The organism is Exiguobacterium sp. QJM3NY_9 (assembly GCF_056173545.1).
This window is the reverse complement of record NZ_CM149679.1, coordinates 2349232-2375050: the sequence shown is the minus strand read 5'-3', so window position 1 is coordinate 2375050 and position 25819 is coordinate 2349232. Positions and strand designations below refer to the sequence as shown.

At 47.6% G+C, this 25819-nt stretch carries 27 protein-coding genes, 1 other RNA gene and 1 pseudogene; 26 read left to right on the top strand and 3 right to left on the bottom strand.

The features are described from left to right. Positions 1–50: 50 nt before the first annotated feature. The 3 genes from ssrA to AC0VYQ_RS12175 all read left to right on the top strand — a co-directional run bounded on the left by ssrA (position 51) and on the right by AC0VYQ_RS12175 (position 2603). Positions 51–409: a transfer-messenger RNA gene (ssrA, locus tag AC0VYQ_RS12185) on the top strand. A 109-nt stretch (positions 410–518) separates the two neighbouring features. Further along, a complete protein-coding gene (locus AC0VYQ_RS12180; protein WP_475403641.1) occupies positions 519–2051 on the top strand; it encodes an RNA-dependent RNA polymerase family protein in 1533 nt (510 codons plus the stop codon). Positions 2052–2093: 42 nt separating this feature from the next. Beyond that, positions 2094–2603, top strand: coding sequence for a GNAT family N-acetyltransferase (locus AC0VYQ_RS12175; RefSeq protein WP_023469196.1), 510 nt, complete (start codon positions 2094–2096; stop codon positions 2601–2603). 55 nt (positions 2604–2658) lie between these two features. On the opposite strand, the gene AC0VYQ_RS12170 is transcribed toward AC0VYQ_RS12175, so the two are convergent. Continuing rightward, positions 2659–3024 (bottom strand): winged helix-turn-helix transcriptional regulator, encoded by a 366-nt coding sequence (locus AC0VYQ_RS12170; RefSeq protein ID WP_475403640.1) that lies wholly within the window; start codon positions 3022–3024, stop codon positions 2659–2661. Positions 3025–3228: 204 nt separating this feature from the next. Here AC0VYQ_RS12170 and hxlA point away from each other — a divergent pair, with 204 nt between their 5' ends. From hxlA to AC0VYQ_RS12145, 5 genes are all read left to right on the top strand, one after another. After that, positions 3229–3864 carry a 3-hexulose-6-phosphate synthase gene (gene hxlA / locus AC0VYQ_RS12165; protein ID WP_026827605.1) on the top strand — a complete coding sequence of 212 codons (636 nt, stop codon included), beginning with the start codon at positions 3229–3231 and terminating at the stop codon, positions 3862–3864. Continuing rightward, positions 3865–4413: a 6-phospho-3-hexuloisomerase gene (hxlB, locus tag AC0VYQ_RS12160; RefSeq protein ID WP_028105789.1), complete on the top strand. Its 549-nt coding sequence runs from the start codon at positions 3865–3867 to the stop codon at positions 4411–4413. A 320-nt stretch (positions 4414–4733) separates the two neighbouring features. Further along, positions 4734–5252, top strand: coding sequence for an AAA family ATPase (locus tag AC0VYQ_RS12155; protein ID WP_475404757.1), 519 nt, complete (start codon positions 4734–4736; stop codon positions 5250–5252). A gap of 621 nt (positions 5253–5873) precedes the next feature. After that, positions 5874–6254 (top strand): hypothetical protein, encoded by a 381-nt coding sequence (locus AC0VYQ_RS12150; protein WP_475403639.1) that lies wholly within the window; start codon positions 5874–5876, stop codon positions 6252–6254. A 13-nt stretch (positions 6255–6267) separates the two neighbouring features. Beyond that, positions 6268–7047, top strand: coding sequence for a hypothetical protein (locus AC0VYQ_RS12145; protein WP_475403638.1), 780 nt, complete (start codon positions 6268–6270; stop codon positions 7045–7047). A 67-nt stretch (positions 7048–7114) separates the two neighbouring features. On the opposite strand, the gene hisJ is transcribed toward AC0VYQ_RS12145, so the two are convergent. Next, the gene (gene hisJ / locus AC0VYQ_RS12140; protein WP_475403637.1) at positions 7115–7909 is read right to left on the bottom strand and encodes a histidinol-phosphatase HisJ; all 795 of its coding nucleotides are present in this window, start codon (positions 7907–7909) and stop codon (positions 7115–7117) included. Between the two features lie 132 nt (positions 7910–8041). Between hisJ and AC0VYQ_RS12135 the strand changes: the two genes are divergently transcribed. From AC0VYQ_RS12135 to AC0VYQ_RS12080, 12 genes and pseudogenes are all read left to right on the top strand, one after another. Then, entirely contained in the window at positions 8042–8863 is an 822-nt protein-coding gene (locus tag AC0VYQ_RS12135; protein WP_214768821.1) for an ATP phosphoribosyltransferase regulatory subunit, read from the top strand. Beyond that, positions 8864–9472 (top strand): ATP phosphoribosyltransferase, encoded by a 609-nt coding sequence (hisG, locus tag AC0VYQ_RS12130; protein WP_029331313.1) that lies wholly within the window; start codon positions 8864–8866, stop codon positions 9470–9472. Beyond that, the gene (gene hisD / locus AC0VYQ_RS12125) at positions 9472–10689 is read left to right on the top strand and encodes a histidinol dehydrogenase (RefSeq protein ID WP_475403636.1); all 1218 of its coding nucleotides are present in this window, start codon (positions 9472–9474) and stop codon (positions 10687–10689) included. The genes hisG and hisD overlap by 1 nt, the downstream gene beginning before the upstream one ends. Beyond that, positions 10689–11660, top strand: coding sequence for a pyridoxal phosphate-dependent aminotransferase (locus AC0VYQ_RS12120; protein ID WP_475403635.1), 972 nt, complete (start codon positions 10689–10691; stop codon positions 11658–11660). Before hisD ends, AC0VYQ_RS12120 begins: the two co-directional genes overlap by 1 nt. Beyond that, positions 11633–12214 (top strand): imidazoleglycerol-phosphate dehydratase HisB, encoded by a 582-nt coding sequence (gene hisB, locus AC0VYQ_RS12115; protein WP_475403634.1) that lies wholly within the window; start codon positions 11633–11635, stop codon positions 12212–12214. The genes AC0VYQ_RS12120 and hisB overlap by 28 nt, the downstream gene beginning before the upstream one ends. Continuing rightward, positions 12211–12798, top strand: coding sequence for an imidazole glycerol phosphate synthase subunit HisH (gene hisH / locus AC0VYQ_RS12110; protein WP_029331309.1), 588 nt, complete (start codon positions 12211–12213; stop codon positions 12796–12798). The genes hisB and hisH overlap by 4 nt, the downstream gene beginning before the upstream one ends. Continuing rightward, positions 12771–13475 (top strand): 1-(5-phosphoribosyl)-5-[(5-phosphoribosylamino)methylideneamino]imidazole-4-carboxamide isomerase, encoded by a 705-nt coding sequence (gene hisA, locus AC0VYQ_RS12105; RefSeq protein WP_029331308.1) that lies wholly within the window; start codon positions 12771–12773, stop codon positions 13473–13475. Before hisH ends, hisA begins: the two co-directional genes overlap by 28 nt. Then, on the top strand, positions 13469–14218 hold the full coding sequence (gene hisF, locus AC0VYQ_RS12100) for an imidazole glycerol phosphate synthase subunit HisF (protein ID WP_029331307.1): 750 nt from the start codon (positions 13469–13471) through the stop codon (positions 14216–14218). Before hisA ends, hisF begins: the two co-directional genes overlap by 7 nt. Further along, a pseudogene (gene hisIE / locus AC0VYQ_RS12095) lies at positions 14215–14830 on the top strand (bifunctional phosphoribosyl-AMP cyclohydrolase/phosphoribosyl-ATP diphosphatase HisIE). The gene hisF and the pseudogene hisIE overlap by 4 nt, the downstream one beginning before the upstream one ends. 548 nt (positions 14831–15378) lie before the next feature. Beyond that, positions 15379–16062 (top strand): PAQR family membrane homeostasis protein TrhA, encoded by a 684-nt coding sequence (trhA, locus tag AC0VYQ_RS12090; protein ID WP_201302359.1) that lies wholly within the window; start codon positions 15379–15381, stop codon positions 16060–16062. Then, positions 16059–16733: a TVP38/TMEM64 family protein gene (locus AC0VYQ_RS12085; RefSeq protein ID WP_475403633.1), complete on the top strand. Its 675-nt coding sequence runs from the start codon at positions 16059–16061 to the stop codon at positions 16731–16733. The genes trhA and AC0VYQ_RS12085 overlap by 4 nt, the downstream gene beginning before the upstream one ends. Before the next feature lie 84 nt (positions 16734–16817). Further along, positions 16818–17735: a proline dehydrogenase family protein gene (locus AC0VYQ_RS12080; protein ID WP_475404756.1), complete on the top strand. Its 918-nt coding sequence runs from the start codon at positions 16818–16820 to the stop codon at positions 17733–17735. 468 nt (positions 17736–18203) lie between these two features. On the opposite strand, the gene AC0VYQ_RS12075 is transcribed toward AC0VYQ_RS12080, so the two are convergent. Beyond that, entirely contained in the window at positions 18204–18836 is a 633-nt protein-coding gene (locus AC0VYQ_RS12075; protein ID WP_475403632.1) for a class I SAM-dependent methyltransferase, read from the bottom strand. A 186-nt stretch (positions 18837–19022) separates the two neighbouring features. On the opposite strand from AC0VYQ_RS12075, the gene AC0VYQ_RS12070 reads away from it, so the two are divergent. From AC0VYQ_RS12070 to gcvH, 6 genes are all read left to right on the top strand, one after another. Then, on the top strand, positions 19023–21440 hold the full coding sequence (locus AC0VYQ_RS12070; RefSeq protein WP_475403631.1) for a 3-hydroxyacyl-CoA dehydrogenase/enoyl-CoA hydratase family protein: 2418 nt from the start codon (positions 19023–19025) through the stop codon (positions 21438–21440). Positions 21441–21454: 14 nt separating this feature from the next. Next, the gene (locus tag AC0VYQ_RS12065; RefSeq protein WP_214766892.1) at positions 21455–22645 is read left to right on the top strand and encodes an acetyl-CoA C-acetyltransferase; all 1191 of its coding nucleotides are present in this window, start codon (positions 21455–21457) and stop codon (positions 22643–22645) included. After that, positions 22642–24426, top strand: a complete 1785-nt coding sequence (locus tag AC0VYQ_RS12060; protein ID WP_029331296.1) for an acyl-CoA dehydrogenase family protein — start codon at positions 22642–22644, stop codon at positions 24424–24426. Before AC0VYQ_RS12065 ends, AC0VYQ_RS12060 begins: the two co-directional genes overlap by 4 nt. A gap of 71 nt (positions 24427–24497) precedes the next feature. Further along, complete coding sequence (locus AC0VYQ_RS12055; RefSeq protein WP_214804317.1) at positions 24498–24953, top strand: DinB family protein; 456 nt, start codon at positions 24498–24500, stop codon at positions 24951–24953. A 35-nt stretch (positions 24954–24988) separates the two neighbouring features. Next, a complete protein-coding gene (locus AC0VYQ_RS12050) occupies positions 24989–25342 on the top strand; it encodes an arsenate reductase family protein (RefSeq protein WP_088837707.1) in 354 nt (117 codons plus the stop codon). Between the two features lie 64 nt (positions 25343–25406). Continuing rightward, positions 25407–25790, top strand: coding sequence for a glycine cleavage system protein GcvH (gene gcvH, locus AC0VYQ_RS12045; protein ID WP_029331292.1), 384 nt, complete (start codon positions 25407–25409; stop codon positions 25788–25790). The last annotated feature ends 29 nt before the right edge of the window (positions 25791–25819 follow it).

Sequence of the window (25819 nt, the reverse complement as noted above, 5' to 3'; positions counted from 1 at the left end):
CACTTTTCTGCTATTATAATAGTATTCGGAAAGCCCCAATTTTATATCTTGGGGACGTTACGGATTCGACGGGGGTAGTTCGGTCTTCTGTGGCGTGTCGAGGGGTCGGCCTCGTTAAAACGCATCAGCCATAACTGGCAAAACTAACACACAACTCGCAGCAGCTTAATAGCTACTACGGATCCTAGCAGCCGTCGCCTGGTCGGCTGATTTCTAGGGTCTCACTTTAAACAGGCTACGCTTGGACCCTTCCGTCTGGAGGGAAAGAGAAGAGATGGAATCAGACTGGTCGGACGGACGCCTGTCAATTGGCAGCCTGACGACGAGATCCCAATAAATTGACTACACACGTAGAAGCTTAAGTATACGATGCCTTCGGACGTGGGTTCGACTCCCACCGTCTCCATACGACGAAATCAGTGGATTTCAAAAAAAGTACTGACATTAACAAATGTTAGTGCTTTTTGTTTTGTTAAATGTATAAGTAAATATTTTAATTTTTGAGGAGGCGTAAACTAATGATTAATAACACTCTATATAATTTTAAAAATCCATTAAGACATTTTCTAAACATAGATGAAGTTGAATGTGAGGACGCAATGAAAGATGCGGATATTAGTAAACTTAGCTGGTCAGAACCTATTAAGTTTAGAATTTGGAAAAGCGATGAAAAATATAGAGTATTAAAATTACCTAATATATTAAATTTTTTAAACTCTATTGAAGTCTTTAAAGGTTATGACAATTTTTTGTCTCCACATAAATTTGATGAAAATCATAAAAGGTTGATTCCTAATTTAAATACTGGGGATTTTGAGGCTGGAGTATATGATACTCAATTAGAAAATGATTTTTACCTTTTAAGTGTATATGAAAATTTAATAAAATTAGATATTAAAGCATATTATGAGAGAATTTATACGCACGATATTACTTTTAATAATGGATCAAAAGAAGAAACTTTTTTAACTAATCTTAATTCAGGAAATACGAATGGATTGATAATGGGTAACTATATATCATTATTTTTCGCTGAAAAATATTTGGCTGAAATAAGTAAAGATATAGAAAAGGAGTTAGGGGATAAGGGAATTGATTGTGATTTTTCTTATTTCTCTGATGATTTTTATTTTTTTTGTGACGTAATTGACAACAATACTATAATAAGTGTGTTTGATAAAGTATTAGAGAAATACAATCTCGAAAGAAAAGACGATGTAGTCGTATGGGATTATGTTGAATATAATGAACAAAATTTATCAGAACGTTACTGGAAAAAAATAATAAGTGAGAGTAAACAAAGATTTAAGAATGAAATTGATGACAATAAGTTATATTTTACAAATCAATTAATTTATAGGTTATCTAAAATTAAAGAAAAAAAATATAAAATGACATTTCTAAATACATTTTTTAAATCCAATTTTTTAAACCAGTTACCAATAGAGAAATATGAATTCCAGTTCTATAACTTCCATAATTTATGTTATATATTTAAATTGTCTCCAGAAACACTGATTTATTCTATTAACATTATTAAGAATCAAGAGTTGTTTGAAGGTGAAAAATTTAAAAAGTTTTTGGAAACAAGGTTCAAAGCAACCTTAATGAAGCAATTTAATGATCATCAATTATATTATTACTATACAATCAAAAGCCTAGGATTCAAATCTATTTTAAGAAAGTATAGAGAATTGGTTATGGAAAGTGACAACCAAATACTAATTAGTTATTATCTGAAAGATAAACTCTTTACAAAGAAACATGTGGATTTTTTGAAAACCAATAAAGAAGAAAAGTACTGGTTCCAAAATTATCATTTGATATTGTACACTGATTTGTTTGATTCTTTAGAAAGTAGTATAGAAAAGTATTTAGTACCAATATACGCAAAAAAAGATAAACAAAAAAGTAGTTATAAATTGTTTTACAAATTGAATTTAGAGAAAAAAATTCCTTTAATAAATGATATAAAAGATGTCGAGAAAAAAATTTCAGATTATAAGTTACTCTTAATGAGTGAAAGAGAAGAAGTGTTTAATCAAGATTAAATAAACTTTAATTTTAATTAAAATAACAAGGAGCTGACATTTATGATACGACGAGCCACATTGATGGACGGAAAAGCCTTATCGGACTTAATGAGACGCATTGATCGGGAAACAAAATACATGTTGTATGAGCCGGAAGAACGTGTCCTTTCAACGGAACAGGCGGAGGCGTTCATCGAGAAGTTTGGTCAGGCTGCGAATTCGGACATCTTCGTCGTTGACGTCGACGAGCAACTTGTCGGTTATGTGCTCGTCGTTGGTGGTGAACCAAGCCGAATCCGTCACCGGGCAAATCTTGTCATCGGCTTGCTCGATGCCTACACGGGTCGTGGTCTTGGTGCGGGACTGCTTGAAGCAGTTGATGCCTTTGCGATTGAAGCGGGACTCATCCGACTTGAGTTGACGGTTCGCAAAGACAACCTGCGGGCAATCGAACTCTATCATAAATTTGGCTTCAACATCGAAGGAACACGGATCGCATCACTCTTTATTGACGGCGAATACGTCGATGAACTGGCGATGTCGAAAATCTATACGACGGAAGAATCCTAAAAAAGATGCTCCGTGGACTTATCTCTGAAAAGAGACAAGTCCGCGAGCATCTTTTTTATTGCGATAATTTTTGTTGGTCGAACTCGACTTCGAGGACATTTTTGGCGTAATCCTTGCCCCAGTCGTACATCGCATCTAAAATCGGCATCAGGCTGTAGCCGTGTGGCGTCAATGAATACTCGACCTTCGGTGGTACGACCGGATAGACTTCCCGGTGAATGATGTGGTGGTCTTCCAGCTCCCGTAACTGATTGACGAGCATCCGTTGCGTAATGCCGGGCATCAGACTTTTCAGTTCTCCGAAACGTTTTGTACCTTCTTTCCCGAGGTGCCAAAGAATCAGCATCTTCCATTTCCCCCCGATGATCGATAGGGTCAATTCTTTTTCACAATTAAACTGACGGTCTTCAAAATGTGGCATCGTTCCACCTCCTTTTTCAGTATAGCCCTCTTGTCAGCGACAGTATACTTTTCCGCACTATGTATGAAAAACCGCACTATGTAAATTAAAAGTGCGTACTTCCCAAGTTCGTCTATGAGGATTATATTTAGTCCTGTTCCTTCACGAACGTCAGAAGGAAGTGCCAGGATTCATAAATAGAGAGAAGAATGGGAGAGATCAATTATGAAATTACAACTCGCGATCGATTTAGTCGATACAGCAGGTGCCATCGCTTTAGTCAAAGAAATTGGTGAAGAAAACTTAGATATCGTTGAGATCGGGACACCGGTCGTCATCAACGAAGGGCTTCGCGCCGTTAAAGAAATGAAAGCGGCATTCCCGAACTTAACGGTTCTCGCTGACTTAAAAATCATGGATGCTGCCGGCTATGAAGTCAGCCAAGCTGTCGCACACGGTGCCGACATCGTGACGATTCTTGGAGCTGCGGAAGATATGTCGATCCAAGGTGCGGTTGAAGAAGCGAAAAAATCAGGCAAGAAGATTTTGGTGGATATGATCGCTGTCAAAGATATCGCGACACGTGCGAAAGAACTCGATGAACTCGGTGTTGACTACATCTGTGTCCACACAGGTTATGATCTTCAAGCCGTCGGTCAAAACTCGTTCGAGGATCTCGCGACAATCAAATCGGTTGTTAAAAACGCAAAAACAGCAGTTGCTGGTGGCATCAAGATGGAAACATTACCGGAAGTCATCGCAGCGCGTCCAGACCTGATCATCGTCGGTGGCGGAATTACCGGACAAGACGACAAACAAGGAACAGCGTCAACGATGCGTCGGATGCTGCAAGAGGCGTAAATGACACATATTCAAACGATTTTACAAGAGCTGACGTCGACGGTCGAAGCGATTGATCAAGCCGAGACGACGCAACTCGCGGAAGCCGTTCTAAAGGCAGACCGGATCTTTCTCGCTGGAGCCGGTCGCTCCGGCTTGATGGGCAAAGCGTTTGTCATGCGCCTGATGCACATGAACTTTGATGCGTACGTCGTCGGTGAGACAGTCACGGCGAACTTGCGCGAAGGGGACTTGTTGATCATCGGATCAGGATCCGGTGAGACAAAAACACTTGTCCCGATCGTCGAGAAAGCGAAACAGATCGGTGGAACCGTCGCGGTCGTCACGATTGAGCCGACGTCGACACTGGCGAAGTTAGCGGACTTAACCGTCAAGCTGCCGGGCGTGCCGAAAGAACGGACAGCCACGGCAGACGAAACTGTTCAGCCGATGGGATCGTTGTTTGAACAAACGATGTTGCTGTTCTATGATGCCTTGATTCTCCACATCATGGCGGCGAAACAACTCGATTCAAAAACGATGTACGGCAAACATGCTAATTTAGAATAAAAGAAGTTATAAGACCGGTAGACGTGTGGGATACGTTTACCGGTCTTTTCAGTTATTATTGAATAGTTAGTTATTTATAAGACGAATTGTAATATTAAGTGCAACACCTAACTGAAAACACAAAAAACGCCATAACGACTCAGTGTAGAATAGTGTTACTACAAAAAAATCAACGGAGGAGTTGCTGCATTGATGTAGTCTGCTATTCGAGCATTGTATCTCTATTTCCAAAAGAGAACGTTCAAGAACTTGCTTTGATTATCATAAGAGCAATAGAAGAAAAGTACATGATTCATTTCGAAATTTAATTTTTGAAAGGTCTGATTAAAATCGAAACGAAATTGATTATTTTACGTGGGAATTCTGGAAGTGGGAAAACAACAATTGCAAAATTGCTTCAAAAACAATTAGGGGAAGAAACATTGCTTGTTTCGCAAGACGTTGTACGACGCGAGATGTTGATGGTATCGGATTTACAAGGCAATATGTCAATCGAGTTGATTAAAAGAATTACGGAGTTTGCTAAAGGTACGTGCAAAGTGGTTATTTTAGAGGGGATATTGAAAAAACAAGTTTATGAAGAATTACTACTTAATCTCATTGACTACTTTGATCATCACGTATATGCCTATTACTTTGATTTACCTTTTACAGAAACGGTCGAGCGACATAAATTGCGTTCTTCTGCAAAAGAGTTTGGAGAAGAACGTTTAAATACTTGGTGGATTCCGAATGATCAGTTGGGAATAAACGGAGAAATGATGCTCACCAGCGATATGAGCCAACAAGACATCGTGGACGTAATTTTTCGTCAAATCAAAAAATCGTCCCGTTCATAAAAAGGGTAATGTACGGGAGTACGCTTATACTACTTAAACGACACCTTTGTTGATTAGAAATATAGTGCAGTACAATCCAAGATTTCAAATAGGGTTACGTGTTATGTTTGAATAAAGTACACTAATTCGTCGTTGATGTCGATGAACAGCTCGTCGGCTATGTATTGGTCGTTGGTAGCAAACCAAGTAGAATCCATCCGTCACAGGATGAACCTCGTGATCATTTTGATGTATGTCCATACGGAGCGTAGGTTTGGTGTCGTGTTACTTAAAGCAGTTGATGACTTTGCTATCGAAGCAGGACTTATTTGACTCGGATTGACGGTTCGTAAAGACAACCTGCGGACAATCGAACTCTATCACAAGTTTGTTCAATATCGAAGGAACACGGATTGTGTCACTCCTCATCGGTGTTGAAGGTTTTTACAGAAGCTGAATACCTTGTAATTGACCAGTCGGATTTGTCCGACTGGTCTTTTTTGATATAAATTTTAGTGTTTTCAGTCTAAATAAAAAGGAAAACATTTACTTATTTTTAGATAAATGATAAGTGTGAAAAGTTGATAATTAATATAATTAAAAAAGAGTCATCAAATTTGTTGTAAAAGGCGGACGATTAAAATGAACGAAATAAATGAAGAAATTAAGATAGCTGAAAAAGTTAAGTTTTGGGAAGAACAAGAACAAATTAATAACCTGATTGTTGAAAGACTTGTTGATTTAAGAAAAGAGACTGCAATTCAGGCAGTAGAAGCGGAAGTAATTAAAAACGAATATATTAAATACAAATCTGAAAACGAAAAAAATCTTCATAGAATTACGGACATCGAGAATTTAAATCAAGTATTTAGTAATAAAATAGAAGACCAAAATAAACAAATAAACGATTTAATTGAGCGACCAAGATTGAAGTCGAAAAAAGAAGAAAGACTAGCGATTATTGCTATAACTCTATCTTTAGTCTCAATTTTAATAAGTATTCTATCCATAGCTATTTTTTAAGGAGATTTTATAAATGTTACTTTCACACATAATCGAAGAACTTACTGTTAATGGAACAGGTGTAATTTCTAAAAGTGTATTAAAAAGTGTATTAAAAGATAATAGTGTTTGGCAACGAGAAAAATACAAGGAAGCCATATCTGAACATATTTTCAATGAAGAAAAGTTTGGACCTAATGACATATTGGCAAATGTAGCAGAACAAGTAGAGGGATTTACACTTTCTATCATTGACCAAATGCCTGATTTCCCTGAAATTTTAGATATGAATTTAGATTTTAGCTTTGTCACAGATTCTATGGAAGAAATCGAGAACGTGATGTCAAACATGATGGGCATCGATTTACCCGAGGGCCTAGATTTACTTCCGGGCGCTTCTGAACTTATTTTAGGGATAAGATTATTATTAGATATAAAAGCAGTAAATAAAGAATTCACAGGAATGCCGAATGATAAAAAGAAAAACATAATGGCTGCGAAAGCACTTGTTACAATTTCTAAATTCGGTGTGACCACTACACTCACTTCTGTTGGAGCTATAGCAGGAGGTGCAGTAGGTGTTCATTTTGCAGGAATTGGTGCTGCGATTACAGGACCAGCGGGTGCGATTGCCGGAGGTTTTGCTGCGAGAAAAATTAATAAAACGATAGCGCCACATGCCCAAGATATTGCTTATCAATTACTTGACCTTAATAAAGTCGATATTTTTTACTTTAAGAATAAAGTTCGCATCGATGATATAGGAATTGGACTATTAAATATGAAAAAACGATTAATTACAGAATTCAATTAAAAAAAGATTGATGAATGTAAAAGACTTAAAGCCGACATTCTAAGATGAAATGTCGGCTTTAAGTCTTTTACCATTTCATATCAAAATCAGCCCCGACATCTTTCGCGAGATGCGCATCCGATCCGTAAACGAGCGGAATCGATAAAGACTGCGTGACTTGGAGGAGTTCCGGGTAAGGATAGGAAAGACCACATAACGGTTTACGGAGGCCTGCCGTGTTGACGTCGAGCGTGAAGTCCGCCTGACGGATTTTCCGCAACGTATCGTCAAGGTTCGCCGGGTTTGACTCAAGCGGATAGGCTTGGATGAACTTCGTCGGCAACGTCAGGTGACCGAGGCGCTTCGGTTGGTGTTTCCCTAAGTCCGTCATGACGAGTGCCTGGATGCCTTCATAGTAGCGCTCGTGGGCGGCTGTGACGCTGCCGAGTTTCGTGACGATTTCACCAAAACTCTCTTTACTGAAGTCGACCATGTAATAACGGTCTTCGATCCAGAGGTAATGCAGCGACAGGATGCCGTCCGTCAGCTCGGGACCGTAGCGGGCGATGATGTCACGCGTCCCGTCGACGTCATGCTCCCAGTAGTCAAACTCCATCCCGATCCGGATCTCGATGTCGTTTTTATATGTCTCGCGTAACGTCTTCAGTTCCTCGATGTAACGTTCGGCCGTCGCAAACGACATCCCGGAGTCGTTATCGGGTGCCGGGTCGGTGAGTCCTTCCGGCAACGGGGCGTGCTCCGTGAAACTGATCCGTTCGAGACCTTGTAATAGGGCGCGTTCGATATACGCTTCGAGTGGATCCTTCGTTCCGTGCGGACAATACGGGCTGTGGACGTGACCGTCCCATTTCAGTAAATGCATGACAAAACCTCCGATATGTTTTTTTAACGTAGTAAAACAGGCAAAAGGATTGACAATCGGACCACAAAAAAGGTATCTTATCGTTAAATAATTTAGCGTGGTACAGTGATAATAAGATAAAGGAGTGGCGACATGCAATCATTTTCTACGATTCGACTCAAGGACGGGGCGACAGACTATGTCGGACCGTCAGCAGAACGTCTGCAACGGGTCATCCGTCAGCTTGAGGATGGACTCGAACAATCTAACTATACCCGATTAATCACACCTTTAATTGAAGAAATTGGTGGACGGGAACAAATTCGGATGGACTTTACGACAAGTGTCGCCCGCGCCCTCAGTGAGCGTGGCCGTGAACAATATAAGCGTGTCTTTTACAGCGGTTCGGTCTTTCAGCCGGAAGAGAAGTTCCAAGTCGGGTTCGAGGAACGGGGCGAAATCGCAGCCGTCGAAGCGATTCAACTGGCCGTCCGCTTGATTGAAGAATTGACGGGCAAAGCAGTCACGTTATCGATCGGCGACGCCGGACTGATTGAACATTTGATTGAGACACGGGTCGGTGATCACCACTTGCGCGACCAAGTGACGCAAATGTTGCGCTTACGGAACGTGATTGAATTGAAACAAATCGCTCGCGAACTCGATGATGAATTGCTGGCAAAACTCCCGCTGTTATTCGGACGTGAAGGCGCAGAAAAAATCTTACCGTTCGTTGATGAAACACGGTTGAACGCCGTCCTTGATTTAGCGGACGCTGTCAATGCCGATCTCGACTTCGGACAGATGGGCTTACAGACGTATTATGACGGCGTGACGATCCACGGCTTCATCGATGGTGTAACGGAGCCGGTCTTAGTCGGCGGTCGTTACGACCGGTTATATGAACAGTTTGGTCAACAACAACAGGCGTTCGGCATCGGATTTTCGGTCGAACGGCTTGCGGAGGTGCTGTAAATGCGAATCGGAATCACGAAAGGACGCCTGTCGAAAGCCACCGAGCGTTACTTAAAAGAAGCGGGCGTCGAGACATGGGGCGCGATTGAACGTGAATTGATCGTCAAACGGGGCGAGCATGAATTCGTCTTCATGAAAGGATCGGACTTAATCCCGTACGTCGCCCAGGGCGTCCTTGACGTCGCGATCACCGGCAGTGACATCTTACTCGAGTCGGATCAAGAGTTATCGGAACTGACGGAGTTACCGTTCGGCGTCTGCCGGATGTCGGTCTGTGCGAAGGAGCCGCTCCAGTTCGAAGGCGGACGCCGGGTCCGGATCGCAACGAAGTATCCGGTCATCGCAAAACGCTACTTCAGTGAACTCGGCGTCGACGTCGATATCGTCCCACTGAACGGATCGGTCGAACTGGCACCGCTCCTCGGACTCGCCGATGCGATCGTCGATATCGTCGAGACGGGCGAGACGTTACGGGCGAACGGACTGAACGAATATGAAAAAATCATCGACATCAGTGCCCGGTTCTTTACGAGTGAATGGACACTGAAACGGAAACGGGTCGAAGTGATTCAACTACTGGAACAGCTGACAGAAGGAGTGACACGGTAATGGCAACGACAAAAAACTTCAGCGTCGACCGCGAGACGGAACAGGCCGTCCGGGCGATCCTTGAAGCGGTCGCAACTGATGGCGACGCAGCAGTCCGTCGCTATACGGCACAGTTCGACAACATCGAGCTGACGGATTTACGATTAGACGAAACACGGATTCAACAAGCATTCGAGCAAGCGGACACGAATTTAATCGACTCGCTCAAATTGATGGCGACACGCCTCGTCGAGTGGCACGAACAAGAGTTACCGTCCGACATCGAACTCGTCGAAGCCGACATCACACGGCGCCAACGGTTTCTTCCCGTCGATTCGGTCGGGATTTACGTCCCGGGTGGCGCGGCAAGTTATCCGTCGACCGTTTTGATGAATGCAATCCCGGCAAAAGTTGCCGGTGTTGAACGGATTGTCATGGTGACACCCGTGACAGGACTGACGGATGAAGTCTTGGTCGCGGCTCAAATCGCCGGTGTGACGGAAATCTATACGATCGGTGGTGCGCAAGCCGTCGCCGCATTGACATTCGGAACGGAAACGATTGGTGCCGTCGACTTGATCGTTGGACCGGGGAACCGGTTTGTTGCCGAAGCGAAACGCCAAGTCTACGGGATCGTCGGGATTGATTCCGTTGCCGGACCGTCGGAAGTCGTCGTCATCGCGGATGAGACGGCGCACCCGGACCGGATTGCCGCTGATTTACTTGCCCAGGCAGAACACGACCGGGACGCGGTCGCGATCGCCTTCGTCCCGACGGAAGCGATGAAAGCAGACGTCGATGCCAACATCGAAACACGCCTGCAACAACTGCCGCGTCAGGAAATTGCACGCCGGGCGATGGAAAACGGCGGGGTCTTCGTCGCCTCGCTCGAGCAAGCAATCGAGGAAGCGAACCGGCTGGCAGCCGAGCACTTGGAACTCGCCGTCGCCAATCCGCAGGACGTCGTCAAATCGATTCGTCACGCCGGGATGATTTTCCTCGGTCACGAAACGCCGGAGACGCTCGGGGATTACGTCGCCGGAACGAACCACGTCTTACCGACGTCCGGGACGGCGCGCTTCGCGTCCGGTTTATCCGCCCGAACGTTCCTGCGTCACCAGACGATGCTCGAAGCGACACGCGAAGGTGTCCAGCGTCTTGCCAATGCCGCGAAGACCGTTGCCCGGGTCGAAGGACTCGAAGCACACGCACAAGCGATAGAAGTGAGGGAAAACTGATGCGACTCCACCAAAATGAACGCTTTACTGCTCATAGTACAGTCGGAATCGAGACGATTAAACAACTCGTCGAGACGTTTCCGTTAAACGAATATCCGGTCGAGATCATCGACCAAGTCAAAACGTCTTACAGCACCTATGCCGGTGTCCGCCCGACACAACTCGTTGCCGGAAACGGCTCCGATGAACTGATCGGTTACCTTTGTGCCCGCTACGCTGGTCCAGAGTCACCGGTCATCGCCTCGCAACCGGACTTCGTCATGTATCAGTTTTATGCCGACCGGGCACGGGCCGACTTCAGTAAAGTACCGCTCCTCGACGGGATGGAACTCGACGTCGACGGCTTGATTGCTGCACCGGGGAACATCATCTTCATCAGTCACCCGCACAATCCGTCGGGGATTTTACGAAAAGAAGCCGACGTGCGCCGGTTACTCGACAGCGGGAAATACGTTGTCATCGATGAAGCGTATATCGACTTCGCCCTCGAGCAGTCGATGGTCGGCTTACTCGAGGAGTATCCGAACGCCATCATTCTCCGGACCTTATCAAAAGCGTTCGGACTTGCGTCACTGCGGCTCGGATTCCTGATCGCTAGTGAAGCGATTGTCGCGGAAGTCGAACAAATCAAGTCGCCGTACAATGTATCGGGTCTTTCGGCAGCCGTCGGAATCGCCATCATGGCCGAACCGGAACTTGATCTTGTCTTAGAGGAAACGTATGCGAGCCGGGACACGATTGCCCGTCTCGTCGAGCCGCTCGGAACAACCTATCCGAGTGTCGCGAATTTCGTTTATGTCGAATATGATGAAGCGGAACGTTTTACTGAACGGTGTGCGAGCGCCGGACTGCGGATCCGCTTGTTTGACGGAGCGTTCCGGATCAGTTGTGGTTCGGTTGAAGCAATGGACGTACTAGAAAGATGTGTAGAGGAGGAAATGCAATGCGTCGTGGGACAAGCGAACGAGTAAGTTCAGAATCAGAAATCAAGGTCGCGGTCGATCTCGCGGGAGGCCCGGTCGAAATCAAAACTGGGGTCGGCTTCTTTGATCACATGTTGACGTTATTTGCTTTTCAAGCGCGAATCGGACTCGTCATCGAAGCGAAGGGCGATCTTTGGATCGATGCCCACCATACGGTTGAAGATACAGCGATCGTCCTCGGGGCTGCCTTGACGGAAGCACTCGGTGACAAGGCCGGGATTGAACGCTACGGCGAATCGCGTGTACCGATGGATGAGACACTCGCGTCCGTCGTTCTCGATTTCAGTGGACGTCCCTATACGGTCTTCCGCGCTGAATTCAAAAATCCGAAGCTCGGTAATTTCGATACGGAGCTCGCGGAAGAGTTTTTCCAAGGTCTGTCGCGGAGTGCGCGGATGACGATTCATGCCGAGGTCCTCTACGGCTCGAACACGCACCACATGATTGAAGGTTTGTTCAAAGCACTCGGACGGGCAGTTCGCCAAGCGATCGCCGTGACGAGTGAAGGCGTGCCCTCGACGAAAGGACTGATTGATCAATGATCGCAATCGTAGATTATGGCGTCGGGAATATCGCGAACATCGAACGGGCGTTAAAAGAACTCGGTGAAGCTGTCATCGTCACGAGTGACATCGAACTGCTCGGACAGGCGGAAGCACTCGTCTTGCCCGGCGTCGGTGCCTATGCCCCGGCGATGGCCCGGTTAAAGGAGACTGGCTTGATTGACTTCTTGCAGGACCAAGCGACCAAAAAACCATTCCTCGGGATTTGTCTCGGGATGCAGTTATTGTTTGAATCGAGTGACGAAAACGGTCAGACGCAGGGACTGGGCATTTTACCGGGAACGATCGAGAAGTTACCGGAAACGGTCCGCTTACCCCATATGGGCTGGCACGAACTGACGAACCATGGTGAAGCTGTTTATTTCGTCCACTCGTACGGTGCCGTCTGCGAACCGGACTGGATTATCGATTCCGTCGAATACGGTCGCCTCGTCCCGGCAATCGTCCAAAAAGACTTAGTGACGGGGATGCAGTTCCACCCGGAGAAGAGCGGCGAAGTCGGACTGAAATTACTTAAGGAATGGAGAGAGACGACATGCAACTCTACCCAGCAATCGATTTAATGAGCGGACAAGCCGTCCGGCTCAAGCAAGGTGATTTTCAACAGCAGACTTTTTTCGGGGATGCGCTGACCATCGCGAAACGGTTTAAGGACGACGGCGCGACAGCGATTCACCTGATTGACTTAGATGGGGCGAAAGCAGGCGAACCCTTGCACTTGAGCCTGATCGCCGATATCAAAAAAGAAACAGGACTGTTCGTTGAAGCAGGCGGCGGCGTCCGCAACATCGAGACGGTCGAAGCGTACGTCGGTGCCGGGATTGACCGGATTTTGATCGGGACGGTCGCCCTCGAGGACGAAGCCTTGCTCGAACAGATGATTGAGAAAGCCGGTGACAAATTAGCGGTTGCCCTGGATGCGAAAAACGGCATCGTCCAGACACGCGGCTGGCTCGAAGCAAGTGATTGGACGCTCGAACGGGCGATCGAACACTTGATTCAAAAAGGCATCAAGACGTTCTTATATACCGACATCTCGCGCGACGGGATGATGCAGGGACCGGATGTCGACGGACTCGACCGCTTGAAACGGGACGGCGTTGAACTGATTGCTTCCGGTGGCGTGACGACGGTCGAAGATGTCGCCCGCTTAAAAGAAATCGGGATGGACGGCGCCGTCATCGGCCGTGCCTTACTCGACGGGTCGCTCTCGTTGAAAGAGGTGCTGACTGTATGTTGATGAAGCGAATCATTCCCTGCCTCGACGTCAAGGAAGGGCGTGTCGTCAAAGGTGTCAAGTTCCAAAACTTACGTGACCTCGGCGATCCCGTCGCCGTCGCGAAGTACTACTATGAACAAGGGGCGGACGAACTCGTCTTGCTTGATATCTCGGCGACACAAGAAGGACGGGAGACGATGCTCGATATCGTCGAGCGGGTCGCTGAAGTCATCTACATGCCGTTTACGGTCGGGGGCGGGATCAAGACACTCGAGGACGCCAAACGCCTGATACGAGCCGGTGCCGATAAGGTCTCCCTCAATTCGTCAGCTCTGCAGAATCCGCAGCTTGTCCATGACGTCAGTCAGTTGTTTGGTGTCCAGGCGACGGTCGTCGCGATCGACGCCAAACGGACGGGCGACTCGTGGGGGGTCTTCTCACACGGCGGGACACAGGCTGTCGGGCGAGATGTCATCGAGTGGGCGCAGGAAGTTGTTGCGCTCGGCGCCGGTGAGTTACTTGTCACGTCGATGGACGCGGACGGGACGAAGGACGGCTATGACCTGGAACTGATTCAACGGTTACGCGACGTCGTCAACGTACCGATCATTGCGTCCGGCGGTGTCGGGACACTTGAGCATTTAGCCGAGGGTCTCGAAGCAGGTGCCGACGCTGCACTTGCCGCTTCGATTTTCCACGAAGCGACGTATTCGATGCCGGAGACGAAGGACTACTTGAAGGCGAGAGGAGTCGACGTCCGATGATTGAACTGAATTTTTCAAAAGGACTCGTTGCGGCGGTGATTTTAGACGAAACGACGAACGATGTCTTAATGGTCGGGTTCATGGATCAGGCCGCTTACGACAAAACGCTTGCGACTGGACTCGTCACGTTTTTCTCGCGGACGAAAAACCGGCTCTGGACGAAAGGAGAGACGAGCGGACATACGCTTGAGCTCCGTCGCATGTGGATCGACTGTGACCAGGATAGTCTGTTGATCACGGTCAAAGCGAATGGTCCGACGTGCCACACCGGCAACCGGACATGTTTCTATACTGAAGTGGAGGTGCCCCATGCTACATGAATTAGAACAGACAGTAAAAGAAAAAATCGCAGCGAATGAGGACTCTTCGTACACGAACTATCTCGTCCAGTCTGGGCGCGAGAAAATCGCGAAGAAGTTTGGTGAAGAAGCATTCGAGGTCGTCCTCGCAGGCGACGACACATTAGCGGAAGAAACGGCAGACCTGCTGTACCACTTGACGGTCTTGCTTGCTGACCGCGGTGTCTCGTATAAAGAAGTCGAAGCGGTGCTGAACGAACGTCACGGTACGAAATCGACGTTCAAAGATCGTCCCGATATCGAACGGTGGTAAGATGAGCTCTTCTAGGCTAATGATAAAATTATGTTGGGTGCTTCTTGTGTGATGTTTACATGAGCTTCGTCGCTTACTTCCTTCTCGAATCGTCTCCTAGCAGCAATCTTTTGCGCCGCTTCGCTTCGCTGCAGGGTCGCGCTTGATTGCTGTATCGCTAGGAAGCGATTCAAGTCGGAGATTGCGACGAAATGTAGGAACTCGAGAGTGTTATTCAATGGAAGCATCCCCTGACAATTGGTTCATTTCTCGTGACTTCTTGCGCTTCATCCGAGAAAAGCACGAGAAGGAAAAAGCGTTTGTCAGACAGCTCTTTCATCAAAACAAAATCATTTTATCTATAAGCTGTACGAAATCCACATTCCTTTACGGGAAGTGGATTTTTTTGATGAAAAATCGGGAATAGATTACAGTGCCCAGGACGTCATCAAATTGACAGAATGTTTTAATAGGCAGTCTTGCTGTTCGGGCGTATAATCAAGGGCATAGTCTGTCTTGTTTAGAAAGTAGGTGTTTGTTTGATCACAAAAAAAGAAATTACGAAAACGATTAAGGAACAGTCCAAAGAAACGCTCGAAGAGTTACTCGCAAAAGGGGATTCCTTGAAAGAAGAAATCGCCAGTGCGGTTACGCACGGGCTCGGTGTCATCTTCAGTATCGTGGCACTCGTGTTGCTTGTGTTACAGGCGACAAAATCCGGTAGTGCATGGAACATCACGGCGGTCAGCATCTTTGGCGCGACGATGATTTTACTTTATCTGTTCTCGACATTGATGCATTCGCTGATGCATACGAAAGCGAACAAAGTCCTGCAAATTCTCGATCACGCAGGCATCTATCTCTTGATTGCAGGGAGTTACACACCGTTCGCGTTGATTACGTTACGCGGACCACTCGGTTGGACGTTGCTCGGCATCGTCTGGGGCGTCGGGACGCTCGGGATGATTTGGAAACTCTATTCGACGGGGAAACACGTCTGGATTTCGAACGTTTCTTATTTGGTGCTCGGCTGGTGTTGTCTCTTCGCCATTAAACCGATCTATGAAGCACTTGGTTTACAAGGGTTCTTGTTACTACTCGGCGGTGGACTCGCGTACTCACTCGGCGTCATCTTTTACGTTTGGGCTCGTTTGCCGTACAATCATGCGATTTGGCATCTGTTTGTTCTCGCAGGAAGTGTCTTGATTTTCCTCTCGATTTTCTATTACGTGGCACCGGCACCGATGTCATGAAGAAACTTCGCTTGCGGGACTGGCTTCCCTTTTCACTTTATTTATTGTTCGGACTCGGATTGCTCCTTTATTTCCGCTTGTCGGGGATGATGGAGCAATTTGATTTAGAGGCGTTGTCGAACTGGATTCTCGCGCAAGGCTTTCCCGGCATGCTCCTGTATGTCCTCGCCTATACGATCCGTCCACTCGTCTTTTTCCCGGCGAGCTTACTGACGATGTTCGGCGGTTATACATATGGTCCGTGGCTCGGCACGTTGCTTGACGTCATCGGCGCCGGGACAGGCAGTTTACTCAGTTTTTGGATTGCCCGTCTGCTCGGACGGCGCGCTGTCGAGAAAATCATTGGGACCGGTAAGCTGACGGTATTCGACGACCGGATTGCTTCGAATGGTTTTACAGTCGTGTTGCTCGTCCGCTTGATTCCATTGTTTCCATTTGATGCAATCAGTTATGCGTCCGGTCTATCGAAAATTAAATTTAAGCAGTTTGCACTTGCAAGTTATCTCGGTATCATTCCTGGGGCGTTCGTTTACAACAACATCGGGGCGAGTCTGCGCGATCCATTTTCGTGGCAATTTTTCTTAGCTGTCTTTTTATACGTATTGTTTTTTGCAGTTGGCTTTTTTGCACAACGAACCTTACGAAAAAAACAAAAGAGAGAGCATATGTAAGCGCTTTATGTCATAATATGAGTGCAGTGATGTGAACCGATACGGTAAAACAGCCTAGCATTTATTTAGGGGGAATAATGAGTGATGGAACGAGTACTACGGGATGGTTTTATCTTCTTATCGCAGAATAAGACATTGAACGGATTAGCGAAACGATATGGTCTGAAATTTGGGGCCGGTCGCTTCGTGGCGGGGGATTCACTCGAAGCGTCGAAACGGGCGATTCAAGATTTGAATGCAAAAGGATTATGTGTGACGATGGATCACCTCGGTGAGTTCATCTCGACTGGAGCCGAAGCGGAGATGATGACGCAAGAATGTATCCGTGCCGTCGAAATGATTGCGGAAGAGAAATTAGACTCGCAACTTTCACTAAAGTTAACGTCACTTGGCCTTGATATTTCAGATGAATTAATTCGGTCGAACATGGAACGGATTCTGACACGGGCGAAAGAGCTCGGCGTATTCGTGACCATCGACATGGAAGATGAACCACGTTGTGAAAAAACGATTCAGTTGTTCGAAGAATTGCGTCAATCGTTTGATAACATTGGTACCGTCATTCAGTCTTACCTGTATCGTTCAGAAGACGACATCAAACGGGTCGGACGGTTTGAAACGAACCTCCGCATCGTCAAAGGGGCATACAAGGAGCCGGCGACGGTCGCCTTCCCGGAAAAAGAAGATGTCGACCACAACTACATCAAACTCGTAAAACTTCAATTGTCACTCGGAAATTATGCTGCGGTCGCGACGCATGACGACGCGATGATTGAACAAATCATTCGCTACGCGAAGGAAAATGGGATTGGAAACGATAAGTTCGAATTCCAGATGCTTTACGGCATCCGCGCTGAGCGTCAGCTTGAGCTCGTGAAGCTCGGTTATAAAGTCCGCGTCTACGTCCCGTATGGTCGTGACTGGTACGGCTACTTCATGCGTCGTTTGGCAGAACGTCCGGCAAACGTCGCGTTCGTCCTTAAAGGAATGGTCAAAGGGTAATCGAAACAACAGGGATGGAGCTGTCATGGCTTCATCTTTTTGTTTTATTGTTTGAATTTTTTTTCTATCCCCGTGCTTTTCGTAGCTAATCTGGCTGGGAGACTCAAAAGAAATCACTCGTTATTCATGCACTTTCCTCAGGCGAGACACAAGCCAGATTTTGCTATTCGCAAGTCGGGTCTTGTTTGTCTCTGTCAGCGCAAAAAAATGCGCTTTTTCCTGTAGGAGTTGCATGAATCGAGTGATTTTTTCTACTTGATACGTGTCAGCAGATGAACGATTATGTTGAATGGGTTATCAGCAAACAGACGTGTCCACTCGACTTCTACGGGAAAAGGAAGCGTAGCTTCCGTCAGGGACAGGCAAGACCCGATCATCGCTAGATGGGCGCGGCTTGCGTCCCGCCCGAGAAAAGTGAGTGGACAACCGTCTGTTTTAAAACTTATGATTCTTTAACACTCAATCCATTTACCGTGTCCGAAATGCAAACAAACACGAGAACGCATGCGCTTGATCGAGTAACCGATGACCGGTCAAAACAGCCCCTTCTTTTTGAATGACCGCTTCGTCGAGCAATGTCCAGCCACGTTCTTCTGCCAGTTGGACGAGTTCCCACGGCATCATCGTATTGCCCATCGGTGCATCTTCCGCGTACAGCCGACGATAGGCTAAAGCCCGCGGTGCTGCTGTCGGTCCGAGCAGACTGATGACGACAATTGGTGCAACCCGCTCGATTTCCTGAAGGACTGCGAGCGGACGCGTCGACCACTCGAGTGAGTTGACGGCGAGGACGGCGTCAAACGCATCATCTACAAACGGTAACGCTTCACCGGTGCCGACGACAAAGTCGAGGGTCGGTGATTTGTCACGGGCAATCCGAATCATTTCCTCCGATAAATCAAGTCCCGTCATGTCAAAAGAATCCGCCAGCAGTCGACAGGCTGCCCCGTCGCCACATCCTAAATCAAGCATCTTGCCAGCGGTGATGACCGACTTTAGGAAAGGGATGATCGTTTTACGACTCCCTTGTGTCCACATCATTTCCGAGCGTTCCGCCCAGTCCGTTGCCTTCTGATCCCACAGCTGTTCCGTCTGTTTCATGACATCTCCCCCTTGTTTCTTTTAGTCTAACAGGAAAATTTGACCAAAACGTGTTTTTTTATTGCTACTGAACCATTATTCATTTATGATGGAGAGGTAGAAGGAGCAGGGGAAAGATTGATGGGCTTCTTTTTTTGTCAGAATAATGAATGGTTGTTCATTCAATTACGAATCAGGGGGTATATCATGGCGAGTCAGATCGGTCAGCCGACCACACTTAAATTGACGAAAGATATTCAATTCGCCGTCATCATCGGTTCAGGGGTCATGGGTGCAGGAATCGCGGCACACCTCGCGAATGCGGGAATTCGAACATTGATGCTTGATATCGTACCAAAAGAACTTACGGCGCAGGAAGAAAAACAAGGACTTACGCTAGCGGACAGAGCCGTCCGAAACCGGATCGCACGGGAAAACCGTCAAAAGTTGCTGAAACAAAATCCAGCACCGCTCGCATCAAAAAAATTGATCGACTTAATCGAAGTCGGTAATCTCGAAGACGACCTCGAACGCTTGAAGGAAGCGGACTGGATTGTCGAAGTCGTCGTCGAACGTTTGGATGTCAAACAACAACTGTTCGCGACGATTGAACCGTTCCTCCGTGAAGATGCGATCGTCAGCTCGAATACGTCAGGGATCTCGATCGAAGCGATGCGTGAAGGACGCTCGGCATCATTTAATTCACGGTTCCTTGGCACACACTTCTTTAACCCACCACGTTACCTCAAGCTACTCGAATTGATTCCGACGACGGACACGAATCCGGAAGTCGTCCGCTTCATGAAACAATTCGCGGAAGAGCGTCTTGGAAAAGGTGTCGTCATCGCGAAGGACACACCGAACTTCATCGGCAACCGGATCGGGACATATGGTCTGCTCGTGACGATGGAAGAGATGAAAAAAGGCGGCTATACGATCGGAGAAGTCGACTCCGTGACGGGACCGTTACTCGGTCGTCCGAGCTCGGCGACATTCCGGACGCTTGACGTCGTCGGAATCGATACGTTCGTCCATGTAGCGAACAACGTCTATGACCTGTTACCGGAAGGTCCTGAAAAAGATACGTTTGAAGTCCCTGCAGAAATGAAGCGACTCGTCGCAGAAGGTTCGCTCGGTGCTAAATCAGGACAAGGTTTCTATAAGAAAGTCGGGAAACAAATCCTTGAACTCGATGTGAACTCATTTGAATACGTTGAAAAGAAAGCGCTTACTGAACCGTCGATTGGTCAGGCGAAAGCTCTTCCCGGTGCCAAAAATAAATTGAAAGCCGTTGTTTTTGCGAACGACCGTGTCGGTGCACTCTTGTGGCCAATCCATGCGAAGACACTGCTCTACTCGGCACAACTGACACATGAAATCGCGGATGACATCAAAGCAATCGATGAAGCGATGAAATGGGGCTTCGGTTGGAAGATGGGACCATTCGAGACATGGGACGCACTCGGTGTCGAAAAGACCGTCGCGAAAATGAAGCAAGATGGTTACGACGTCCCGGCATGGGTCGACGAGATGCTTGCGTCAGGCAACACAAGTTTCTACAACGAAAATGGTCAGCATTATGATGCGACGAGCAAAACGTATGTCGGCAGCGAACAGAACCCGAAAGAAATCCGCTTACGTGACGTCCGCAAGTCGAACGGCGTCTTGCTTGAAAACAACGGAGCCCGTTTACTGGATGTCGGAGATGACGTGGCAGTGCTTGAGTTTACGTCGAAGAGTAATGCAATCGGCGTCGACATCATGCAGATGATTGAACAATCGATTGACCTCGTCGAAAAAAATCACCGTGGACTCGTCATCGCGAACGACGGTAAAAACTTCTGTGTCGGTGCGAACCTCGCGATGATGCTGATGGAAGCAGAAGATGAAAACTGGTTCGAGCTGGACTGGATCATCAATAAATTCCAGCAATCGATTCAAAAGATTCGTTACGCGTCACGCCCGGTCGTCGTAGCACCACAAGGGATGACGCTCGGTGGCGGAACGGAGATTTCACTTCCGGCAGCCCGCTTGCAAGCAGGACTCGAAACTTACATGGGGCTCGTCGAAGTCGGTGTCGGCCTGATTCCAGGTGGTGGCGGAAACGTCAACACGTACCGTCGTTTACTTGAAAATACGCCGGATGGTTTAGTGAATATCGAAAAAGCAGCGCAAAAGACATTTGAAAACGTCGCGATGGCAAAAGTCTCGAAATCAGCGTTCGAAGCACGCGAACTCGGCTATGTCCGCTCTGTCGATCAGATTTCGATGAACCGGGATCACTTGACGTATGATGCGAAACAACTTGTCCTCGAACTCGACCGGACAGGCTATACGCCACCTGCTAAATCCTTGATTCCAGTCGTCGGACGGACAGGGAAAGCGACGCTTGAGCTGGCAACACGGGAAATGTTCTATGGCGGTTATGTCTCGGAGCATGACTTGAAGATCGCGAACAAGTTAGCGCATGTCATCGCGGGTGGGAACGTTGCGTTCGGTACACACGTCGATGAGCAATATATGCTCGACCTTGAACGGGAAGCGTTCTTGAGCTTGATCGGTGAGATGAAAACACAACAACGGATGCAGCATATGCTTGTCAAAGGCAAGCCGCTTCGTAACTGACTGGGGGGATTCGAATGAAAGAAGCAGTAATCGTCGCTGGTGCGCGGACACCAGTCGGTAAAGCAAAAAAAGGGTCATTTAAAGCGATGCGTTCTGATGAACTCGCAGGAATCGCGATTAAGGAAACGTTGAAGCGTTCAAAATATGAGGGAACAATCGATGATGTCATTCTCGGTTGTGCTCTTCCGGAAGCAGAGCAAGGGATGAACATCGCCCGCTACGCGTCCGTTCTTGGCGGCTTGTCACACGAAGTACCGGCCATCACGATCAACCGGTATTGCTCGTCCGGTCTGCAATCGATTGCTGATGCGTCGATGAAGATCATGACCGGTCAAGCGACGGCCGTCATCGCCGGCGGTCTCGAGTCGATGAGTCAAATCCCGATGCCGGGACACGTCGTTCGTCCGAACCCGTCAATCGTCGAATCGGAACCTGAATATTATATGAGCATGGGGCATACGGCAGAGCAAGTCGCAGCGACGTATCACGTCTCACGTGAAGATCAAGATGCCTTTGCCTTACGCAGTCATCAAAAAGCAGCAGCCGCAATCGCAGCCGGGAAGTTTACGGATGAAATCGTCCCCGTCACGGTGACGGAATACGTCGTCAACGATGACATGAAGGTCGAAGAAAAATCCTGGGTCGTTCAGCATGACGAAGGCGTCCGGGCAGACTCTTCAAAAGAAGGCTTGGCAAAACTCCGCCCGGTCTTCCGGCTTGGTGGCAGTGTCACAGCCGGGAACTCGTCACAAACATCAGACGGGGCAGCAGCCGTACTCGTGATGGAGCGTGAGGAAGCAGAGCGTCAAGGCCTGCCGATTCTCGGGAAGTTCAAGTCGTTTGCCGTCGGCGGTGTCCGTCCGGAAGTCATGGGAATCGGACCGGTCGTCGCGATTCCGAAGGCCCTCGAACTCGCAGGGATCACACTCGAAGAGGTTGGCTTGATTGAATTGAATGAAGCTTTCGCTTCTCAATCCCTTGGTGTCATCCGTGAGCTCGGTCTCAACGAAGACATCGTCAACGTCAACGGGGGAGCGATCGCACTCGGTCATCCACTTGGCTGTACGGGAACAAAACTGACATTATCACTCTTACATGAAATGAAACGCCGCAACGCGAAATATGGTGTCGTCTCGATGTGTATTGGCGGCGGCATGGGTGCTGCCGGTGTATTCGAATTAGTTGAAGGAGGAACAGGACAATGAGCCAAACGACGAACGAATTGATTAAAGGTGGAAGTTTTGTACTGGATGAATTAAAAGCGGAGCGTCTCTTTACACCGGAGGATTTTTCAGAAGAACATAAAATGGTCGGTGACATGACGGCGAAATTCGTCGAAGATCGTGTCGTTCCGGTGCTTGACCGGATCGAAAAACATGAGTTCGAACTTTCAGTCGGTCTCTTGCGTGAAGCAGGCGAGCTCGGTCTTCTCGGGGCAGACGTTCCGGAAGAATATGGCGGTTACCAAATGGATAAAATCTCGTCTTCAATCATCACAGAAAAATTCGCACGTGGTCGTTCATTCGCCCTCAGCTACGGGGCACACGTCGGAATCGGTTCACTGCCAATCGTCTTCTTCGGAAACGAAGAGCAAAAACAAAAGTACTTGCCAAAACTCTCGTCAGGTGAGTGGATCGCGTCATACGCATTGACAGAACCAGGCTCGGGATCAGATGCACTCGGTGCGAAGACGACAGCTGTCTTGAACGAAGCCGGGACACACTATATCTTGAACGGTGAAAAACAATGGATCACGAACGCCGGTTTCGCTAGTCTGTTCGTCGTCTATGCGAAAATCGATGGCGATAAATTCACGGCATTCCTCGTCGAGGGTGAGTACCCGGGCGTCTCGACAGGTCTGGAAGAGCAAAAAATGGGCATCAAAGGGTCATCGACACGGACATTGATTTTAGAAGATGCGGAAGTACCGGTCGAAAACGTCCTCGGTGAAATCGGCCGCGGGCACGTCATCGCCTTCAACATCTTGAACGTCGGGCGTTACAAACTCGCTGTCGGTGCCGTCGGTTCATCAAAACGCGCGATTGATCTCGCCGTTCAGTATGCGAACGAACGGAAACAATTCAAAACACCAATCAGCTCATTCCCATTGATTCAAGAGAAACTGGCGACGATGTCAGCCCAAACGTATGCGATGGAAAGCTCAGTTTACCGGACAGGCGGTCTCTTCCAAGATAGTCTCGATCAGCTGTCGGAAGAAGAAAGTAAAGACGGTAAACGCGTCGCTGATTCGATTGCCGAGTACGCGATTGAATGTTCGATGAACAAAGTCTTTGCGTCAGAGACATTTGATTATGTCATCGATGAGGCGGTTCAAATCCACGGCGGATATGGTTTCATGGCGGAATATGAAGTCGAAAACATGTACCGTGATTCACGGATCAACCGGATCTTCGAAGGAACAAACGAAATCAACCGTCTGCTTGTTCCTGGTACGCTCTTGAAGAAAGCGATGAAAGGCGAGTTACCACTCTTAGCGGAAGCGCAGCGCCTCCAACAAGAAGTCATGAGCTTCATGCCGACAGAAGTCGGAACAGAACCACTCGACCGGGAACGTCACTTGCTCGCGATGATGAAAAAGATTTTCTTATTGACGGCTGGAACGGCTGTTCAGAAATATCAAGATAAGTTACAAGGCGAACAGGAAATTCTCGCGAACACGGCCGATATCATGAGTGCGATCTATGCGCTCGAGTCAGCCATCGTCCGGACGGAAAAAGCGATCGCTTCGAAAGGCGTCGAGAAGAGCGAACTTAAAATCCGTTATACGGAAGTCTTCGCCCAACAGGCATTCGAAGGTGTTGAACGTGACGCGAAAGAAACACTCTACGCAGCAGCAAGTGGAGACGAGTTACGGATGTTGCTGTCGGCACTGAAGAAATTCAGCCGTTACCAACCAATCAACTCGATCGGCACGAAACGTGCGATTGCGAAACGTTTGATTGAAGCTAACAAATATCTCGTCTAAGTCAGGTTTACGAGTTCGCCTTTGCAGGGAAAATCTCTGTAAAGGCGAATTTTTTTGAGGAGGGAATAGCGATGCGTGAAGATGTAAAAGAACTTCAGTTTGCAGTCGACTACTACAAATCGCTCGAGCGTTTATCGGATGAAGAGTGGCAGTCGCCGCTCGCGATCGATAAATGGACGGTACAGGAGTGTGTCGGCCATTTGTTCCTGTGGGACCGGTATTACCTCGATCATGCTGTCGCGAAGCTCCCTGACGATCGACTGACGTTAGTTGAGACGGACTTTGATGAGTTCAACCGGTTAGCGGTCGAGTATGCGCATCATGTCGACGCATTGACGTTACTGAAAAAAGCAATCGCGGTTCGAAGCGAACTCGTGACGCAACTCGGACGGTTGACGGACGCGCAGTATGAACAGACGTATGAAGGGCGCTTTTGTCCCCGTGAGTTCGTCGCGTCGTTCATCGCCCACGATCACCATCATCAAGATCAAATTGATGCGGCACTCGCGCGCTTGAAGGAACACTGATTTATCTGCTAGTCTTAAAGGTGAGGTGATGAAACATGGTAACGATGTATGGCTATCCAAAGTGCAGTACATGTGTCAAAGCGAAGAAGGCGCTTGAAAACAACGGCGTCGAAGTCGATTACAAACACATCGTCGACGAGACACCAAGTGCCGCGACGATTCGCGAACTCCATCAAAAAAGTGGCGAACCGCTGAAAAAATTCTTTAACACGAGTGGTCAATCCTATCGTGCGGCTGGTCTGAAAGATCGTTTACCCGACTTGTCGGAAGAAGAGCAGTATGCTTTGCTCGCAAGTGACGGCATGCTGTTGAAACGTCCAATCGTCACGGACGGGACAGATGTCACACTTGGATTTAAAGAAGAGATGTATCAAGGAAAATGGTATTAAGAAGCCGATTGAATTTGGTATACTAAAACCGTTAGTCCACTATAGAACACAGGGGGAATCGCAAATGAGTCAAGTCAAAGACAATCTACGGTATTCGGAAGAGCATGAATGGGTCGAAGTAACAGGCAACAAAGCACGAATCGGAATCACGGATTTCGCACAGCACGAACTCGGTGATATCGTGTTCGTTGAGCTTCCAGAAGTCGGAGATACGATCTCAATCAACGAGCCATTCGGTTCGGTTGAATCGGTCAAGACGGTTTCAGAGTTGTACGCACCGATTTCAGGGAAAGTCGTTGCAATCAATGAATCACTCTCGGATTCCCCAGAACTCGTTAACGAATCACCATTTGAAGGTGCATGGATGGTTGATATCGAGCTAGAAGATGAGTCACAAGTTGAAGCATTGATGGATGCTGCGGCATACAAATCAATGATTAACGAGTAATACTTAAGGTAAGACGGACAGGGGTGAAA

Bases quoted from the DNA above. Each gene is read 5' to 3' on its own strand.
- AC0VYQ_RS12180 (WP_475403641.1), top strand. From the start codon at position 519: ATGATTAATAACACTCTATATAATTTTAAAAATCCATTAAGACATTTT.
- AC0VYQ_RS12175 (WP_023469196.1), top strand. From the start codon at position 2,094: ATGATACGACGAGCCACATTGATGGACGGAAAAGCCTTATCGGACTTA.
- AC0VYQ_RS12170 (WP_475403640.1), bottom strand. From the start codon at position 3,024: ATGCCACATTTTGAAGACCGTCAGTTTAATTGTGAAAAAGAATTGACC.
- hxlA (WP_026827605.1), top strand. From the start codon at position 3,229: ATGAAATTACAACTCGCGATCGATTTAGTCGATACAGCAGGTGCCATC.
- hxlB (WP_028105789.1), top strand. From the start codon at position 3,865: ATGACACATATTCAAACGATTTTACAAGAGCTGACGTCGACGGTCGAA.
- AC0VYQ_RS12150 (WP_475403639.1), top strand. From the start codon at position 5,874: ATGAACGAAATAAATGAAGAAATTAAGATAGCTGAAAAAGTTAAGTTT.
- AC0VYQ_RS12145 (WP_475403638.1), top strand. From the start codon at position 6,268: ATGTTACTTTCACACATAATCGAAGAACTTACTGTTAATGGAACAGGT.
- hisJ (WP_475403637.1), bottom strand. From the start codon at position 7,909: ATGCATTTACTGAAATGGGACGGTCACGTCCACAGCCCGTATTGTCCG.
- AC0VYQ_RS12135 (WP_214768821.1), top strand. From the start codon at position 8,042: ATGCAATCATTTTCTACGATTCGACTCAAGGACGGGGCGACAGACTAT.
- hisG (WP_029331313.1), top strand. From the start codon at position 8,864: ATGCGAATCGGAATCACGAAAGGACGCCTGTCGAAAGCCACCGAGCGT.
- hisD (WP_475403636.1), top strand. From the start codon at position 9,472: ATGGCAACGACAAAAAACTTCAGCGTCGACCGCGAGACGGAACAGGCC.
- AC0VYQ_RS12120 (WP_475403635.1), top strand. From the start codon at position 10,689: ATGCGACTCCACCAAAATGAACGCTTTACTGCTCATAGTACAGTCGGA.
- hisB (WP_475403634.1), top strand. From the start codon at position 11,633: ATGCGTCGTGGGACAAGCGAACGAGTAAGTTCAGAATCAGAAATCAAG.
- hisH (WP_029331309.1), top strand. From the start codon at position 12,211: ATGATCGCAATCGTAGATTATGGCGTCGGGAATATCGCGAACATCGAA.
- hisA (WP_029331308.1), top strand. From the start codon at position 12,771: ATGCAACTCTACCCAGCAATCGATTTAATGAGCGGACAAGCCGTCCGG.
- hisF (WP_029331307.1), top strand. From the start codon at position 13,469: ATGTTGATGAAGCGAATCATTCCCTGCCTCGACGTCAAGGAAGGGCGT.
- AC0VYQ_RS12085 (WP_475403633.1), top strand. From the start codon at position 16,059: ATGAAGAAACTTCGCTTGCGGGACTGGCTTCCCTTTTCACTTTATTTA.
- AC0VYQ_RS12080 (WP_475404756.1), top strand. From the start codon at position 16,818: ATGGAACGAGTACTACGGGATGGTTTTATCTTCTTATCGCAGAATAAG.
- AC0VYQ_RS12075 (WP_475403632.1), bottom strand. From the start codon at position 18,836: ATGAAACAGACGGAACAGCTGTGGGATCAGAAGGCAACGGACTGGGCG.
- AC0VYQ_RS12070 (WP_475403631.1), top strand. From the start codon at position 19,023: ATGGCGAGTCAGATCGGTCAGCCGACCACACTTAAATTGACGAAAGAT.
- AC0VYQ_RS12065 (WP_214766892.1), top strand. From the start codon at position 21,455: ATGAAAGAAGCAGTAATCGTCGCTGGTGCGCGGACACCAGTCGGTAAA.
- AC0VYQ_RS12060 (WP_029331296.1), top strand. From the start codon at position 22,642: ATGAGCCAAACGACGAACGAATTGATTAAAGGTGGAAGTTTTGTACTG.
- AC0VYQ_RS12055 (WP_214804317.1), top strand. From the start codon at position 24,498: ATGCGTGAAGATGTAAAAGAACTTCAGTTTGCAGTCGACTACTACAAA.
- AC0VYQ_RS12050 (WP_088837707.1), top strand. From the start codon at position 24,989: ATGGTAACGATGTATGGCTATCCAAAGTGCAGTACATGTGTCAAAGCG.
- gcvH (WP_029331292.1), top strand. From the start codon at position 25,407: ATGAGTCAAGTCAAAGACAATCTACGGTATTCGGAAGAGCATGAATGG.